Here is a 15,877-nt window from a genome sequence, read left to right as displayed (position 1 = left end):
AACGCAAGCCGCGCATGAGGCCGTACGGATACGCGGGCACCCGGGAGGAATCTTGGAATCGACCCTTGTGCACCCCCAGGTGTTCACTTAACCTCGCAGCAACATCGAAGCGCTTCGACGACGTGCCAGAACCGCTGCGAACCGCTTCAGCTCAGCCAGTTCCACTCGAGACACCGCAGCCGACGGCCTCCCGCCGGGTGTCCTGGTGTGCCATGAAGGGTTGACGCAATGACGCCGAACGCCGCCTCCGCCTCCTTTGGGCCCAACCGGAGAAGCTTCCTCGCCTCCACGGCGGTCGCCGCCGCAGCGGTGACCGGAGGGATGCCGCTGCTGGCCGCCTGCGGCGGGTCGGACAGCGGGTCGCGGGATGGAACCACGTCGGGCAAGGCCGCCAAGAAGATCCTGCCCGCCTACGTCGCCAGCGGCGCGGTGCAGCCGGACATCCCGTCCAAGAACGGTTCGGCGATGGGCTTCACCGCCAAGCTCGACGTCGGCACCCTCAAGACCTCGGTGTCCAAGAAGCTCGGCAAGGGCGGCAAGGTCACGATCATGTCGCCGTTCTGGGGCTCGCCGCCCAAGCAGAACAACCCCTACTACACGTCGATGAACGACCTGACCGGCGTCGACGTCCAGTGGCGCAACCAGGACGGCAACACCTACGACCAGAAGCTCGGCGCTGTCCTCGCCTCCAGCGACATCCCGGACGTGGTGGTGATCCCCGGCTGGAACATGACCGGCCGGATACCCAGCGCCATCATCGGCAAGTTCGCCGACCTCGGCCCCTATCTGTCGGGGGACAAGGTCAAGGAGTACGCGAACCTCGCGGCGATCCCCAGCGACGCCTGGCAGCGCTCCATCTTCGGCGGCAAGCTGCTGGGCCTGCCGATGCCCGCCCCGTACGTCCAGAACATCGTGCCCCTCTACCGTCAGGACATCTTCGACAAGGAGGGCTACGAGGTCCCGAAGTCCGCCGACGAGTTCACGGCCCTGTGCAAGGAGATCAACGCTCCCAAGGCCAAGCGGTGGGCCTGCGGTGACATGAAGTGGACCGCGTTCAACACCTTCGGCGTGATCAGCGGCGGGGAGAAGCCGCTCGGCTGGACCATGGTCGACGGCAAGATGATCAACCGCATCGAGACCCCGGAGTACCTGGAAGCGCTGGAGTGGGCGCGCAAGCTGATGGCCGCCGGCTACGTCCACCCCCAGTTCAGGCTGGGCAAGAGCCAGATCGGCGACCCGACCCCCCTGTTCGCCGCCGGCCAGTTCCTGATCTGGAACGACGACATCTCCAACTGGTACGGGCGACAGGCCTCCCAGATCACCCAGAACCCCGACTTCAAGGTCTGGGGCATGGACCTGTGGGCCCACGACGGCGGTACCCCGAAGTTCTGGGCCGCGAACCCGGCCGGCATCTTCGCCTTCGTCAACAAGAAGGCCTCCGAGTCCGTCATCCGCGACGTGCTGGCGGTCGCCAACGTCACCGCGGCGCCGTACGGCACCAAGGAGTGGATGATGACCAACTACGGCGTCGAGGGCACGCACTACACGCTCAAGAACGGCCTGCCCGTCAAGAACGACAAGGGCAACAACGAGGTCGTCAACGCCTTCGTCATGGTCGCGAGCCCCGCCGCGACCATCGCGCACCCCGACCTCCCGGACTACACCAAGGGCATGGTCGAGTGGCAGCAGCGGGTCGGCTCCTTCACCAAGAAGTCGTCCTTCTGGGGCATGCAGGTCACCGAGCCCTCCCGTTACACCAACCTCGCCGACAACTTCGAGCAGCTCGAGGACGACATCGTCCGCGGCCACAAGAAGATCAGCGACATGCAGCAGGCCGTCTCCGACTGGAAGAGCAAGGGCGGGGACAAGCTGCGCGACTGGTACAAGAAGCTGCTCGACGAGAACGGCCCGGCGGCGAGCTGATCAGGCTCTGAGGCAAGGAGAACAACCGTGTCCCACAGCACGGTGCCTCGGAGCAGCACCGAGGCCGGCACGCCGACGAAGACCCCGGTGGCGTCCGCCGACGCCACCGGCACCCGGGAACGACGAGGCTCGGGCAGGCTGGGCCTCCGGCTCAGGTTCAGACGCGACCGCGTCCTGATCCTCATGACACTGCCGGCCGTCGTACTGCTCCTCGTCTTCAACTACCTGCCGATCCTCGGCAACGTCGTCGCCTTCCAGGACTACGACCCCTACGTCAGCGACAACGGCATCGTCTCCATCCTGCACAGCCCCTTCGTGGGCCTGGACAACTTCCAGCGGATCTTCGCGGACCCCGACTTCTGGAGCGCCGTCCGGAACACACTGGTGCTGTTCTTCCTCCAGCTCGTGCTGTTCTTCCCGATCCCGATCCTGCTCGCGCTGCTCATCAACAGCGTGGTCCGGCCCCGGGTGCGGGCCGTCGCGCAGGCCGTCCTGTACCTGCCGCACTTCTTCTCCTGGGTGCTGGTCATCGCCGTCTTCCAGCAGATGTTCGGCGGCGCGGGCATGCTCGCCCAACTGCTGCGGCAGCACGGGTACGACGGCTTCGACATCATGACCGACCCGCACACCTTCGCCTTCCTGGTCACCGCGCAGAGCGTGTGGAAGGACGCCGGGTGGGGGATCATCGTCTTCCTCGCCGCGCTGGCCTCGGTTCCCCAGGACCACTACGAAGCCGCCGCGATGGACGGCGCGGGCCGCTGGCGCCGCATGTGGCACGTCACGCTGCCCGCCCTGCGTCCTGTGGTCGCCCTGCTCCTCGTGCTGCGCGTCGGCGACGCCCTGACCGTCGGGTTCGAACAGATCCTGCTGCAACGCGACGCCGTCGGACCGGACGCCGGGGAGATCCTCGACACCTTCGTGTGGTGGAACGGCGTGCGCAACCAGGACTTCGGCTACGCGGCCGCAGCCGGTCTGGTCAAGGGCGTGGTCAGCATCGGCCTGGTCCTCGCCGCGAACAAGGTGGCCCATCTCATGGGCGAGCAGGGGGTGTACAAGAAATGACCGCCGTCATCGACAAACCGTCACCGAGCCGGCCGAACCGGTGGGCCGCGCCCGAGCGCCCGGCGTGGGAGGAAGAGCCCTCGAAGGCCGGCCTCGCGGGCAAGGGCCTGGTCCTGTCGTTCGCCTGCCTGGCGGTCCTCTTCCCGCTGTGGATCGTGGTCGTCACCAGCCTCTCCTCGCGCAAGACCATCGACGAGGCGGGCGGCCTGGTGATGGTGCCCAAGGGCATCACCTTCATCGCCTACAGGGAGTTGCTCAGCGGCGGCCAGGTCACCCGGGCCACGATCGTCAGCGTCCTCGTCACCCTGGTCGGCACGCTGTTCTCGATGACGGTGTCCGTCCTGTGCGCCTACGGCCTGTCCCGCAGCGGCTCACTCGCCCACCGCTGGATCCTCATGACGCTGCTGGCGACCATGTTCTTCAGCGCCGGCCTCATCCCCACCTATCTTCTGGTGCAGTCCCTCGGCCTGTCGGACAACTACCTCGCGCTGATCCTGCCGAGCGCGGTGAGCGTCTTCAACATCCTGGTGCTGCGCGGCTTCTTCATGGGGATCTCGCAGGAACTCGTCGACAGCGCGCGCATCGACGGCGCCGGTGACTTCCGGATCCTCTGGCAGATCGTCATGCCGCTGTCGCGCGCCGTCCTCGCGGTGATCACGCTGTTCTACGCCGTCGGGTACTGGAGCGCCTGGTTCAACGCCTCCATCTACCTGAACGACCAGGACAAGATGCCCTTGCAGAACGTCATGATCCAGCTCGTGCAGAGGCAGCAGCAGCCGGTCGGTCTGGGCCAGGCCATCAGGACCGGCCAGTTGTCGGGGCTGGCCATCCAGATGGCGGTCATGGTGATGGCCCTCCTGCCCGTCGCCGTCCTGTCGCCCTTCGTCCAGAAGCACTTCAAGAAGGGCATGCTGACCGGAGCGGTCAAGGGCTGAAGCCCGAGCCCGGCTACTCGCCGTAGGGGTGACGGCGGTTCGGTGGCTGCGGCTCCGTGGTGGCTGGTCGCGCAGTTCCCCGCGCCCCTGAGGGGGTGCACTTACCGCGCGTCGCGTAGTCACCCCTCTCCGAATCAAGTAACCAACCCCCCTCTGCGAGGTAACCCCATGCCCGCCTCCCCCCTCAGTCGTCGAGCCGTCCTCGCCGGAACGGCCGCCGCGGCCGCCCTGACGGCGATCCCCGTACTCCCGGGCAACGCCCGCGCCGCCGAAGCCACGCGGCCCGCGTACCGTTGGCGCAACGCGGTGATCGGCGGCACCGGCTTCGTCACCGGTGTCCTGTTCCACCCGGCGGTACGCGGTCTCGCCTACGCGCGTACCGACATCGGCGGCGCCTACCGCTGGGACCACCGGGCCGCCCGCTGGACCCCGCTCCTCGACCAGCTCGGCTGGGACGACTGGAACCTCCTGGGTGTGGAGGCCCTGGCGATCGACCCGGCGCACCCGGACCGGCTGTACCTGGCCCTCGGCACCTACGCCCAGTCCTGGGCCGGCAACGGCGCCGTGCTGCGCTCCGAGGACCGCGGGGCCACCTGGAAGCGCAGCGACCTGAGCGTGAAGCTGGGTGGCAATGAGGACGGGCGGGGGACCGGGGAGCGGCTCCTGGTCGACCCGCGCGACAGCGACACCCTCTGGCTGGGCACCCGGCACGACGGGCTGCTCAAGTCCAGGGACCGAGGGGTCACTTGGGCAGCCGTCGGCGGCTTCCCGGTGGACCCCAGCTCCTCCGGGCAGGGCGTCACCCTCCTGGTCGCCGCCGGGCGAACCGTCTACGCGGGCTGGGGCGACGGCGGCGGCACCACCGCCAACCTGTACCGCACGACCGACGGCACGACCTGGGAAGCCGTCCCCGGCCAGCCTTCCGGCGAGGCCGCCGCGGTGCCGATCCGGGCCGCGTACGACCGGCACACCCGCGAGCTGTACGTGACGTACGCCGACGCGCCCGGGCCCAACGGGCAGTCCGACGGCAGTGTGCACAGGCTCGCCACCGGCGCCGGCACATGGACCGAGGTCACCCCGGTGAAGCCCGGGGGCACGGACACCTTCGGCTACGGCGGGGCCGCCGTCGACGCCCGCCGCCCCGGCACCGTCGTCGTCTCCACCAACAACCGCTGGGCGGCCGTGGACACCCTGTTCCGGACCACCGACGGCGGCCGTACCTGGACGTCCCTGAAGGACTCCGCTGTCTTCGACGTGTCCGAGACTCCCTTCCTGAAGTGGGGCGGGGACCAGCCCAAGTTCGGCTGGTGGATCCAGGCCGTCGCCGTCGACCCGTACGACTCCCGGCATGTCCTCTACGGCACCGGCGCCACCCTCTACGGCACCCGGGACCTGAAGCACTGGGCCCCGCGGACCCGTGGTCTGGAGGAGACGTCCGTGACCCAGCTGATCTCGCCCCCGGTCGGCGAGGCGCACCTGATCAGCGGGTCCCGGGACATCGGCGTCATGTACCATGAGCGGCTCACCGCGTCGCCGTCGCGCGGCATGGCCACGAATCCCGTGTTCGGGTCGGCGACGGGACTCGCGCAGGCAGCGGGCAGACCGTCGTACGTCGTCCGGACCGGCTGGGGCGACAACGGCAACGGTGCCTGCTCGAACGACGGCGGACGGACCTGGGCGCCCTTCACGGCCCAGCCCTCCATCGCCCACGACGCACCGGGGCCGATCGCCACCAACGCCGACGGCAGCGTGCTGCTGTGGTCCTTCGTGCACTGGGACGGCACGAAGCACGCGGCGCACCGCTCGGCGGACAACGGCGCGACCTGGTCCGAGGTCTCCTCCTTCCCGAAGGGCGCCACGCCGGTCGCCGACCCGGCCGACCCGGCGCTCTTCTACGCGTACGACACCGACACAGGAACCGTATACGCCAGCACTGACAGTGGCCGTTCCTTCACCGCCCGTGCGACCGGGCTGCCCTCCGGGGACAGCCAGTTCCAGCTGGTCGCGGCGCCGGGCAGGTCCGGTGACCTGTGGCTGAGCGTCAAGGGGAACGGCCTGTACCGGTCCACCGACGGGGGCGGCACCTTCGCCACGATCGGCAGCTGCCGGGCCTCGCACACCCTCGGCTTCGGCAAGGCCGCCGACGGCGCGGAGTACCCCGCGCTCTACCTCGTCGGCTCCACCGAGACGATCACCGCCGTGTACCGCTCCGACGACGAGGCGAAGACCTGGGTGCGGATCAACGACGACGCCCACCAGTGGGGCTGGACCGGCCAGACCGTCACCGGCGACCCGCGCGTCCACGGCCGTGTCTACCTCGCCACCAACGGCCGCGGCATCCAGTACGGGGAGCCGGTCTGATGCCAAAGCTCGCGCACGCGACCCGCGGCCGCATCCTCTTCGGCGGCGACTACAACCCCGAGCAGTGGCCCGAGGAGACCTGCTACGAGGACGTCCGGCTGATGAAGGAGGCCGGAGTCAACTCCGTCACCCTCGGCGTCTTCTCCTGGGCGAAGCTGGAACCGGAGCCGGGCGTCCGGGAGTTCGGCTGGCTGGACCGGCTCATGGACCTCATGCACGAGCACGGCGTCGGAGTCGTCCTCGCCACCCCGACCTCCTCGCCGCCCCCCTGGCTGGGCCGCCTGCACCCGGACACCCTGCCCCGCGACGCCGACGGCCGCGTGGAGTGGTGGGGCGGCCGGCAGCACTTCTCGCACTCCAGCGCCACCTACCGCCACCACGCCGCCGCCATCACCGAGGACCTCGCCGCCCGCTACGGCACCCACCCGGCCCTCACCATGTGGCACATCAACAACGAGTACTGCACCTACGACTACGGCGACGAGGCCGCCGCCGCCTTCCGCCGCTGGCTGCGCGGGAAGTACGGCACCCTCGACGCCCTCAACACCGCGTGGGGCACCGCCTTCTGGAGCCAGGGCTACGACACCTGGGACGGCATCCTGCCCCCGCGTCACGCCCACTACCTGAACAACCCCACCCAGGTGCTGGACTTCCGCCGCTTCACCTCCGACATGCTCCTGGAGTGCTACGTCGCCGAGCGCGACATCGTCCGCCGGCACACCCCGCACATCCCGGTCACCACCAACTTCATGCCGCTGTTCTTCGGCCAGGACGCCTGGCGCTGGGCCGAGGAGGAGGACGTCGTCTCCGTCGACCTCTACCCCGACCCGCGCGACCCCCTCGGCGCCCAGCACGGCGCGCTCGTCCAGGACCTGACCCGCTCCCAGGCGGGCGGCCCGTGGATGCTGATGGAGCAGGCGGCGGGACCGGTCAACTGGCGCGGGGTGAACCACCCCAAGCCCAGGGGCCTCAACCGCCTGTGGTCCCTCCAGGCTGTCGCCCGGGGCGCGGACGCCGTCTGCTACTTCCAGTGGCGGCAGTCCCGGCAGGGCGCGGAGAAGTTCCACTCCGGGATGGTCAGCCACGCGGGCGAGCACGGCCGCACCTTCCAGGAGGTCAAACGGCTCGGCGCCGAACTCGCGAAGATCGCCCCGCGGGTCACCGGCCACCACGTCGCCGCGGACATCGCGATCCTGCACGACTGGCACGCCTGGTGGGGCGGCGCCCAGGACGGCCGGCTCTCCACCGAGGCCGACCACCCGGCCGTCCTGCACGCCTGGCACCGCGCCCTGTGGGAGTCCCACCTCACCACCGACTTCGCCCACCCCGAGCACGACCTGTCCGCGTACAAGTGCGTCGTCGTGCCACAGCTGTACCTCCTCACGGACGCCGCCGTCGCCAACCTCCTCGCGTACGTTCAGAGCGGCGGCACGCTCGTCTGCGGCTTCCTCACCGGCGTCGCCGACGAGGACGACCGGGTGCGCCCCGGCGGCATGGACGCCCGGCTGCGCGAGCTGTTCGGCATCCGCACGCTGCACGAGTGGTGGCCGCTGGACGCGGGGGAGAGCGTCGAGTGCGACGGCTTCCTGGGCACGCTGTGGTCGGAGGAGATCGAGCCCGACGGCACCGTCGACGAGACGATCCCCTACCAGGGCGGCGAACTCGACGCACTGCCCGCCGTACTGCGCCGGGGCCGCGCCTGGTACGTCTCCACGCTCCCGGAACCGGAGGCGCTGCGCGCCCTGCTCGCCCGGATCGCCGGCGAGGCGGGCGCCCGCCCGGTGCTCGACGGTCTGCCCGCCGGGGTCGAGGCCGTGAGGCGCGGCGAGTCGCTGTTCCTGCTCAACCACGGGCGCGAGCCGGTCACCGTCGAGGTGCCCGGCACCCACCACGACCTGCTCACGGGGGCTAGTGTCACCGATCGGATCACGCTCGGACGCTACGGAACGGCGGTGCTGACACCTTGACGCAGGAACTCGCGCACGGAACCTGGGAACCCCTCCCGGCCACCCGCTGGGAGGACGGCTTCCTGAGCGGCAACGGCCACCACGGCGCCCTTGTGTTCGGCGACCCGAACGACGACCGTGTCATCGTCACCCATCACACCCTGGTCCGCCCCAACGGAGGCGAACACGCCCGCCCGCCCCGGCTGGCCGCCGAACTGCCCGCCCTCCAGGACCGGTTGCTCGCGGGCGAGCTCACCGCCGCCGAGACCTTCACCGACGGCCGTCCGCTGCAATGGGTGCAGCCCTTCCACCCGGCCTTCCAGATACGGCTGCGCAGGCCGCCTTGCGCCTGCCGCGGCTACCGCCGCTCCGTGGACTTCACCACGGGCGAGACGATCGCCGAGTGCGCGGACTTCGACAGCCGCGTCTTCGTCTCCCGCGCCGACGACCTGATCGTCCACTCCCTCACGGCGCCCGCCCTCACCCTCGACATCAGCCTCGACCCCAGGCTGCCGAACGCGCCCGCCGGGCTGGGCGTCGGCGACGGCGCGCTCCTCACCCCCGAGGGCGCCCTGCTCACGCTGCGCGCCCGCTACCCGGACAGCGACCGCGCCTACACCGGGCTGACCCTCGTCGTGGTCACGGGCGGCACCACCAGTCTCGCCCCGCCCGGCGTACGCGTCACGGGCGCCGAGTCGGTGCTGCTCCTCACCCGGGTCCGCCGCCACACGGGAGAACTGGACGCGGTGGCCGGGGCCCGGGAACTGCGGGAGGCGTGGGGCGAGCAGCCGTACGACACCCTCCTCGCCCGCCACGTCTCCCTGCACCGCACCGCCTACGACCGCGTCACCCTGGACCTCGCCGCAGACCCGGCCGAACGCGCGCTGCCCGGCTCGGAGTTGCTCAAGCGCCCGCACAGCACCGCCCTCCTGGAGCGGCTCTTCGCGGCCGGCCGCTACCACCTGCTCTCCTCGGCCGGCCTCAACCCGCCCCGCCTCACCGGCCTGTGGACCGGCGACTGGAACACCGCCTGGTCCGGGGCGTTCACCAACGACGCCAACCTCAACCTCCAGACCGCCTCCGCGGCGGCCGCCGCCCTCCCGGAGGTCACCGAGGCGCTCGCCGGTCTCGTCGGGCGGCAGCTTGCCGACTGGCGGGAGAACGCCAGGGCCGTCTTCGGGGCCCGGGGCGCCGTCGCCCCCGCGCACACCGACGGCGAGTCCGGGCTGACGTACCACTTCAGCCGCGAATACCCGCTGCACCTGTGGACCGCCGGCGCCGACTGGCTGCTCAAGCCCCTCGTCGACCACGACGAGACCCGCGGCGAACGCGACCCGCGCACCGCCGCCGCCCTCGCCGAAGTCGCCCGTTTCTACGAGGACTTCCTCACCCGCACCGACGACGCCGGCCACCTGGTCGTCGTCCCCTCCTACTCACCCGAGAACCGCCCCGCCAACGCCAGTTGGGGCGCGATCAACGCGGCCATGGACCTCTCGGCGGCCCGCCACGCCCTGCGCACGGCCGCCGACCACCACCCCGACACCCCCGACGCCGACCGCTGGCGCGCCCTCGCCGACCGCCTCCCGCCCCACCGGATCAACGCCGACGGCGCCCTCGCCGAATGGGCCTGGCCCGACATGGAGGACAGCTACGACCACCGCCACCTCAGCCACCTCTACGGCGTCTGGCCCCTCGACGAGATCAACCCCTACGACACCCCGCAGCCGGCCGCCGCCGCCCACCGCGCCCTCGAACTGCGCGGCGCCGAGAACGACTCCGCCCACGGCCACCTCCACCACGCCCTGATCGCGGCCCGGCTCCGGGACGGCGACCGGGTCGCCCGGGCGCTCACCGACGTACTGGACGGCGACTTCTTCCACGCCTCCCTGATGAGCGCCCACTACCCGAACCGCGACGTCTACAACGCCGACGCCGCCCACACCCTGCCCGCCGTACTGATCGAGATGCTGGTGCACTCCACCCCCGACCGCCTGGTCCTGCTGCCCGCGCTCCCGGCCGCCTGTCCGCAGGGCCGGATCCGGGGCGTACGCACCCGGTTCGGGGCGGAGCTGGACCTCACCTGGAGCCGCGAGACGGCCACCGCCACCGCGGTGCTGCGCCCCACCCGCAGCCACCGCATCGAACTCAGGACTTCCTCCGGCGCACAGCCGCTCGACCTGGTCGCCGGAGAAGACCGCGTCCTCACCCTGGGGACCTGGTAATCCGCGCACTCCCCCCACCCATGGAAGGGACACCATGGCACCTCGCACGCTGCGCAGGATCACGATGGCCGTACTGGCCCCGGCGATGGCCCTCGGCGCCACCGTCGGCCTCGCCTCCGCCCCCGCCTCGGCCGCCGTCTGGAGCTCCTGCGACCAGTGGGGCAGCACCACGCTGAACGGCTACACGCTCTACAACGACATCTGGGGCTCCGGAGCCGGCAGCCAGTGCATCTGGGCCAACTCCGGCACCAACTGGGGCGTCAACGCCAACCACCCGGGCACCGGCGGCATCAAGGCCTACCCGAACGCCAAGAAGGTGGTCAACAAGTCGATCACCTCGCTGTCCTCGCTCACCAGCAGCTACAACGTCACCATCCCGTCGTCCGGCGCGTACAACACGTCGTACGACATCTGGGACACCAACCACAAGTACGAGATCATGCTCTGGGTCAACAAGACCGGAGCCGTCGGCCCCCTCGGCACCTCGCAGGGCAACCTGACGCTCGGCGGCCACACCTGGACCGTCTACAAGGGCAACAACGGCTCCAACGAGGTCTTCTCGTTCGTCCGCACCTCGAACTCCACCTCCGGCACGGTCAACGTCCTGCCGATCCTGAAGTGGATCAAGGACACCAAGGGGTGGTTCGGCAACGTGACCATCGGAGACGTGCAGTTCGGCTTCGAGATCACGTCTTCGTCCGGCGGCCTGAACTTCACCACCAACAGCGAGACGGTCAGCAGCAGTTGATCCACCCGCGCACACCCGCACGTGCGGCCGGTCCCTCCCCTACGGGACCGGCCGCACCTCCGCGTCCGGGGTCGGCTACTCCGCTACCGGCAGCCGTGCCCCGTCCCGCAGGAACAGCGGGATGCGGTCCAGGGGGGCGTCGACCGTCACGGTCGTACCGCCCTCGTACGCCTCACCGGTCCACGCGTCCGTCCAGCGGGCGCCCGCCGGGAGGTACGTCGTGCGGGCGGTGGCCCCCGCCGTCAGCACCGGGGCGACCAGCAGGTCCCGCCCGAACAGGTAGGCGTCGTCGACCGACCAGGCCGCCTGGTCGTCGGGGAACTCCAGGAACAGCGGCCGCATCACCGGCAGTCCCTCCTCGTGCGCCTCCCGCATGACGTGCAGGACGTACGGCTTGAGGCGTTCGCGCAGCCGCAGGTACCGCTCCAGGATCGCGCCGGCCTCCTCGCCGTACGACCACACCTCGTTCGGGCCGCCGGTCATCTCCGGGCCCAGCGGCATGCCCGGGTCGCGGAAGCCGTGCAGGCGCATCAGCGGGGACAGCGCGCCGAACTGGAACCAGCGGACCATGACCTCGCGGTACGCCGGGTCGTCCGGGTCGCCGCCGTGGAAGCCGCCGATGTCGGTGTTCCACCAGGGGATCCCGGACAGTGCGGTGTTCAGGCCGGCCGCGATCTGGCGGCGCAGGGTCGGGAAGTCGGTGCCGATGTCACCGGACCACAGTGCGGCGCCGTGGCGCTGACTGCCCGCCCACGCCGAGCGGTTGAGGGTGATCACCTCGTCCTCGCCGGCCGCCAGCAGGCCCTCGTGGAACGCGCGGGAGTTCTCCGCGGGGTAGCTGTTGCCGACCTCCAGGCCCGGACCCGCCCAGTAGCGCAGGTTCTCCGGGAAGCCCGGCTTCAGCTCGGGCTCGCAGGCGTCCAGCCAGAACGCCGTGATGCCGTACGGATCGAGGTAGTTCTCCTTCACCCGGGACCACACGAACTCCCGGGCCTCGGGGTTGGTGGCGTCGTAGAAGGCCACCTGCACCGTGGAGGCGACCCCCTTGTCCGGCCAGTCGGCGTGCGCCATCGGGCCGTACTGCGTGCCGATGAAATAGCCGCGCTGCTCCATCACCGGGTGGTTCTCCGACAACGGGGACACCGACGGCCACACCGACACCACCAGCTTGACGCCCATCTCCGCCAGCTCGCGGACCATTCCCGCGGGGTCCGGCCACTCCTCGGGGTCGAACTTCCAGTCGCCCAGGTGGGTCCAGTGGAAGAAGTCGCAGACGATCGCGGCCAGGGGCAGACCCCGGCGCTTGTACTCCCGTGCCACCGCGAGGAGTTCGTCCTGGGTGCGGTAGCGCAGCTTGCACTGCCAGAAGCCCGCCGCCCACTCCGGGAGCATCGGCGTCCGGCCGGTCACCGCGCTGTAGCGGCGCTGGCCGTGGGCCGGGGTGCCCGCGGTGATCCAGTAGTCGATCTGGCGGGCGGAGTCCGCCACCCAGCGGGTGCCGTTGTGCGCCAGCTCCACGCGGCCGATCGCCGGGTTGTTCCACAACAGGGTGTAGCCGCGGCTGGAGGCGAGCACCGGGATGCCGACCTCGGCGTTGCGCTGCACCAGGTCCAGGACCAGGCCCTTCTGGTCGAGGCGGCCGTGCTGGTGCTGGCCCAGGCCGTACAGCTTCTCGTCCTCGTAGGCGGCGAAACGCTGCTCCAGACGGTGGTGACCGTTGCCGACCGCCGTGTACAGCCGGGAGCCCGGCCACCAGAAGTGGGCGCGCGCCTCGGCCAGCAGCTCGGACAGGTCGTCCGTGCGCAGGAAGCGGACCAGGCCCCCGGCGTCGACCTCCACCGTCAGCGCGCCGACCGTCAGCCGCGCCTCGCCGTCCCCGATCTTGACGGTGCTCTCGGTGGCGGGCGGGGTGTCGAGCAGGGCGCCCGGCAGGGCGTCGAGCACGGGACCGCCGAGCCGGGCCCGCACCCGGACCGCGTCCGGGCCCCACGGCTCGATGCGTACCGTCTCCTGGCGGCCGCTCCACTCCAGCGCGCCGTCCCGTTCGCGGAACGTGCCGACGGTGGGGGAGGACTGCGCGAGGCTGACCTTGGGCTGCGCTGCGGCAGGCTGGTGTTCGGCAGGCTGATTCACGTGCGTGCTCCTGGGGGAGTGCAGACGGGGACAGCAGGCATGGGGGTGCCCCGGAAGGGGCGGCGGGTTCGTAAAGACACGGAACGCGGGACACGTAACGCCGGACACGGAGCTCCGGCGGGAACTGCGGTGTGGAACTGCGGCGTGAAACTGTGACGTGGAACGGTGGTGCGGTCAGGAACCGGCCGGCGCCGGCCCGGAGCTCGCCCGGACGGTCAACTCGGGTGCGATCAGCACGACTTCGTCGTCCCCGCGACCGTCCAGCTTGGCCACCAGGTGCTCCACGGCGTGCCGGCCCATCTCCTGCGCGGGGATGGCGACCGACGTCAGCCGCACGGAGGCCTGGACGGCGACCTGCTCCGGGCAGATCGCGACCACCGACACGTCCTCGGGCACCGCCCGGCCCTGCTGGCGCAGCAGGGCGAGCAGCGGCTCGACGGCGGACTCGTTCTGCACCACGAACCCGGTGGTGGTCGGGCGTTCGTCGAAGATCCGGGCGAGCGTGACGGCCATCGCGTCGTACCCGCCCTCGCACGGGCGGTGCAGCACCCTCAGGCCCAGCTCCCGCGCGCGGGTGCGCAGGCCGTCGAGGGTGCGTTCGGCGAAGCCGGTGTGCCGCTCGTAGACCGCCGGGGCCTCGCCGATGACAGCGATGTCACGGTGGCTCAGCTTCGCCAGGTGCTCCACGCACAGCGCGCCGGTCGCCGCGAAGTCCAGGTCGACGCAGGTCAGGCCGGTGGTGTCGGCCGGCAGGCCGATGAGGACGGAGGGCTGGTCGGTCTGGCGCAGCAGCGGCAGCCGCTCGTCCTCCAGCTCGACGTCCATCAGGATCATCGCGTCGGCCAGCCCGCTGCCGGTGACCCGGCGCACCGCGTCGGGGCCCTCCTCGCCGGTGAGCAGCAGGACGTCGTAGCCGTGCGCACGGGCGGTCGTGGCCACCGCGATGGCGATCTCCATCATCACCGGCACGTACATGTCGGTGCGCAGCGGGACCATCAGCGCGATGATGTTCGACCTGCTGCTGGCCAGGGCGCGGGCGCCCGCGTTCGGGTGGTACCCGAGCTCCCGGATGCTCTGCTCGACCCGCTGCCGGGTGGTGGTGGAGATGGACCGCTTGCCGCTGAGGACATAGCTCACCGTGCTCGCCGAGACTCCGGCGTGCTGGGCGACCTCGGCGAGGGTGACCATCCAGCTCTCCAAGCTTTGTGAAGCGCTTCGACAGTGCGCGTTGCTGACAAGGACGAGTGAGGGTGTCTCGACAGTAGCTTCAGTGGGGGTGGGTGTCCATAGGTTGTCGAAGCGCTTCGACACCTATTTCGGGGGCAGGGTCTCGGTGGAACCGTCCGCGAAGTACGGCAACTTTTCGGCCGGGCCGCGACCACAGGGGGGCGGTACACGAACCGTCCCCCGGAAGGACCCCCGATGCAACACCGCAGACCGCGCCTGTCGAAGAAGGCGAAGACGCTGCTCGCCGCCTCGGTCGCCCTGGCGGCCGCCGCGGGCGTCACCGTCGCGCAGGCCGGCGAGTCGAGCAAGAAGTGCACGGCCTTCGACACGATCACGCTCGGCAAGTACTACGTGAACAACAATCTCTGGGGTCAGGACAAGGGCACCGGCACCCAGTGCGTCTGGGGCAACTCGGCCTCGGGCTCCACCATCTCCTGGGGTACGGACTTCACCTGGGCGAACAACAGCAAGGGCACCGACTCGGACGTCAAGTCGTACGCCAGTACCGTCCTCGGCTGGCACTGGGGCTGGAAGGTCGACAAGGCGACCACCGGGCTGCCGATCCGGGTCGGCGACCGCAAGAAGGTCACCGCCAAGTGGAACTTCTCCCTCAGCTCCAACCCGGGCACCCTCAACGTCGCCTACGACCTGTGGCTGCACGCCAAGAACACCGCGGACTGGCAGGACCAGCCCACCGACGAGATCATGGTCTGGCTCAACCGCCAGGGCGGCGCGGGCCCGCTGGGCACCAAGTACGGCAGCGTCAGCCTCGACGGCGCCATGTGGGACATCTACAAGGGCAACATCGGCTGGAACGTCTACTCCTTCGTCCGCCGGACCAACACCACCAGCGCCACGCTGAACCTGGACGACTTCACCCAGGCCCTGGTCCGCCGCAAGCTCCTCACCAACGACAAGTACGTCTCCGGCATCGAATCCGGCACCGAGGTCTTCAAGGGCTCGGGCCGCCTGGACACCAAGTCCTACTCGCTCGACATCGGCTGACCGACCACTGGCCGGACGGGCAGGGGGCGCTGCTTCCAGCCCGTCCGGCACTTGGCGGCTCCCCGGTGGGGTCGCAACCCCGGTGGGGTTGAAGGGGCGGAGCCCCTGGGGATGGGAAGGGCAGGGGCGGCGGGGACGAGGAAACCGTCCGCCGGAACGCCCCGCGCCCGCAACCCCCGTACGTCCTGGAGCGGCGGGGTACGGGTTTGGGCCGAACGGGCGCGGCAGGACTGGTGGGGCCGCCCCGTTTCGGGTACCAACGATCCAGTAGCACTGGTCGGTAACGAACGGTCCGCAATCATCCCTCTTCGCGGC

10 protein-coding genes are annotated in these 15,877 nt (G+C 70.5%); 8 read left to right on the top strand and 2 right to left on the bottom strand.

Features of this window, described 5'->3' with window-relative positions; genetic code table 11:
- Window positions 1-228: 228 nt before the first annotated feature.
- The 7 genes from ACFY01_RS34020 (at window position 229) to ACFY01_RS33990 (ending at window position 11,197) form a co-directional block, all read left to right on the top strand.
- A complete protein-coding gene (locus ACFY01_RS34020) occupies window positions 229-1,923 on the top strand; it encodes an extracellular solute-binding protein (RefSeq protein WP_390739619.1) in 1,695 nt (564 codons plus the stop codon).
- 27 nt (window positions 1,924-1,950) lie between these two features.
- Complete coding sequence (locus tag ACFY01_RS34015) at window positions 1,951-2,985, top strand: ABC transporter permease (RefSeq protein WP_390739618.1); 1,035 nt, start codon at window positions 1,951-1,953, stop codon at window positions 2,983-2,985.
- On the top strand, window positions 2,982-3,920 hold the full coding sequence (locus tag ACFY01_RS34010) for a carbohydrate ABC transporter permease (protein ID WP_390739617.1): 939 nt from the start codon (window positions 2,982-2,984) through the stop codon (window positions 3,918-3,920). The genes ACFY01_RS34015 and ACFY01_RS34010 overlap by 4 nt, the downstream gene beginning before the upstream one ends.
- Window positions 3,921-4,088: 168 nt before the next feature.
- Window positions 4,089-6,281, top strand: coding sequence for a 1,4-beta-glucanase (locus ACFY01_RS34005; protein WP_390739616.1), 2,193 nt, complete (start codon window positions 4,089-4,091; stop codon window positions 6,279-6,281).
- Entirely contained in the window at window positions 6,281-8,248 is a 1,968-nt protein-coding gene (locus ACFY01_RS34000) for a beta-galactosidase (RefSeq protein ID WP_390739615.1), read from the top strand. Before ACFY01_RS34005 ends, ACFY01_RS34000 begins: the two co-directional genes overlap by 1 nt.
- Complete coding sequence (locus tag ACFY01_RS33995; protein WP_390739614.1) at window positions 8,245-10,449, top strand: glycoside hydrolase N-terminal domain-containing protein; 2,205 nt, start codon at window positions 8,245-8,247, stop codon at window positions 10,447-10,449. The genes ACFY01_RS34000 and ACFY01_RS33995 overlap by 4 nt, the downstream gene beginning before the upstream one ends.
- 34 nt (window positions 10,450-10,483) lie before the next feature.
- Entirely contained in the window at window positions 10,484-11,197 is a 714-nt protein-coding gene (locus ACFY01_RS33990; RefSeq protein ID WP_390739613.1) for a hypothetical protein, read from the top strand.
- A 75-nt stretch (window positions 11,198-11,272) separates the two neighbouring features.
- On the opposite strand, the gene ACFY01_RS33985 is transcribed toward ACFY01_RS33990, so the two are convergent.
- Both ACFY01_RS33985 and ACFY01_RS33980 read right to left on the bottom strand, forming a co-directional pair.
- Window positions 11,273-13,330 carry a TIM-barrel domain-containing protein gene (locus ACFY01_RS33985; RefSeq protein WP_390739612.1) on the bottom strand — a complete coding sequence of 686 codons (2,058 nt, stop codon included), beginning with the start codon at window positions 13,328-13,330 and terminating at the stop codon, window positions 11,273-11,275.
- A gap of 174 nt (window positions 13,331-13,504) precedes the next feature.
- Window positions 13,505-14,518, bottom strand: a complete 1,014-nt coding sequence (locus ACFY01_RS33980) for a LacI family DNA-binding transcriptional regulator (protein ID WP_390739611.1) — start codon at window positions 14,516-14,518, stop codon at window positions 13,505-13,507.
- A gap of 234 nt (window positions 14,519-14,752) precedes the next feature.
- On the opposite strand from ACFY01_RS33980, the gene ACFY01_RS33975 reads away from it, so the two are divergent.
- Window positions 14,753-15,562, top strand: coding sequence for an endo-1,4-beta-glucanase (locus tag ACFY01_RS33975; protein ID WP_390739610.1), 810 nt, complete (start codon window positions 14,753-14,755; stop codon window positions 15,560-15,562).
- Window positions 15,563-15,877: the final 315 nt, after the last annotated feature.

This window comes from Streptomyces sp. NPDC001480, assembly GCF_042894725.1.
GTDB lineage: Bacteria > Actinomycetota > Actinomycetes > Streptomycetales > Streptomycetaceae > Streptomyces.
The sequence above is the reverse complement of the archived record's forward strand: the minus strand, read 5'-3'. Positions and strand labels throughout refer to the sequence as shown.

What these genes read in the sequence shown, in the direction of transcription:
- ACFY01_RS34020 (WP_390739619.1), top strand. Translation starts at nt 229, where the DNA reads ATGACGCCGAACGCCGCCTCCGCCTCCTTTGGGCCCAACCGGAGAAGC.
- ACFY01_RS34010 (WP_390739617.1), top strand. Translation starts at nt 2,982, where the DNA reads ATGACCGCCGTCATCGACAAACCGTCACCGAGCCGGCCGAACCGGTGG.
- ACFY01_RS34005 (WP_390739616.1), top strand. Translation starts at nt 4,089, where the DNA reads ATGCCCGCCTCCCCCCTCAGTCGTCGAGCCGTCCTCGCCGGAACGGCC.
- ACFY01_RS34000 (WP_390739615.1), top strand. Translation starts at nt 6,281, where the DNA reads ATGCCAAAGCTCGCGCACGCGACCCGCGGCCGCATCCTCTTCGGCGGC.
- ACFY01_RS33990 (WP_390739613.1), top strand. Translation starts at nt 10,484, where the DNA reads ATGGCACCTCGCACGCTGCGCAGGATCACGATGGCCGTACTGGCCCCG.
- ACFY01_RS33980 (WP_390739611.1), bottom strand. Translation starts at nt 14,518, where the DNA reads ATGGTCACCCTCGCCGAGGTCGCCCAGCACGCCGGAGTCTCGGCGAGC.
- ACFY01_RS33975 (WP_390739610.1), top strand. Translation starts at nt 14,753, where the DNA reads ATGCAACACCGCAGACCGCGCCTGTCGAAGAAGGCGAAGACGCTGCTC.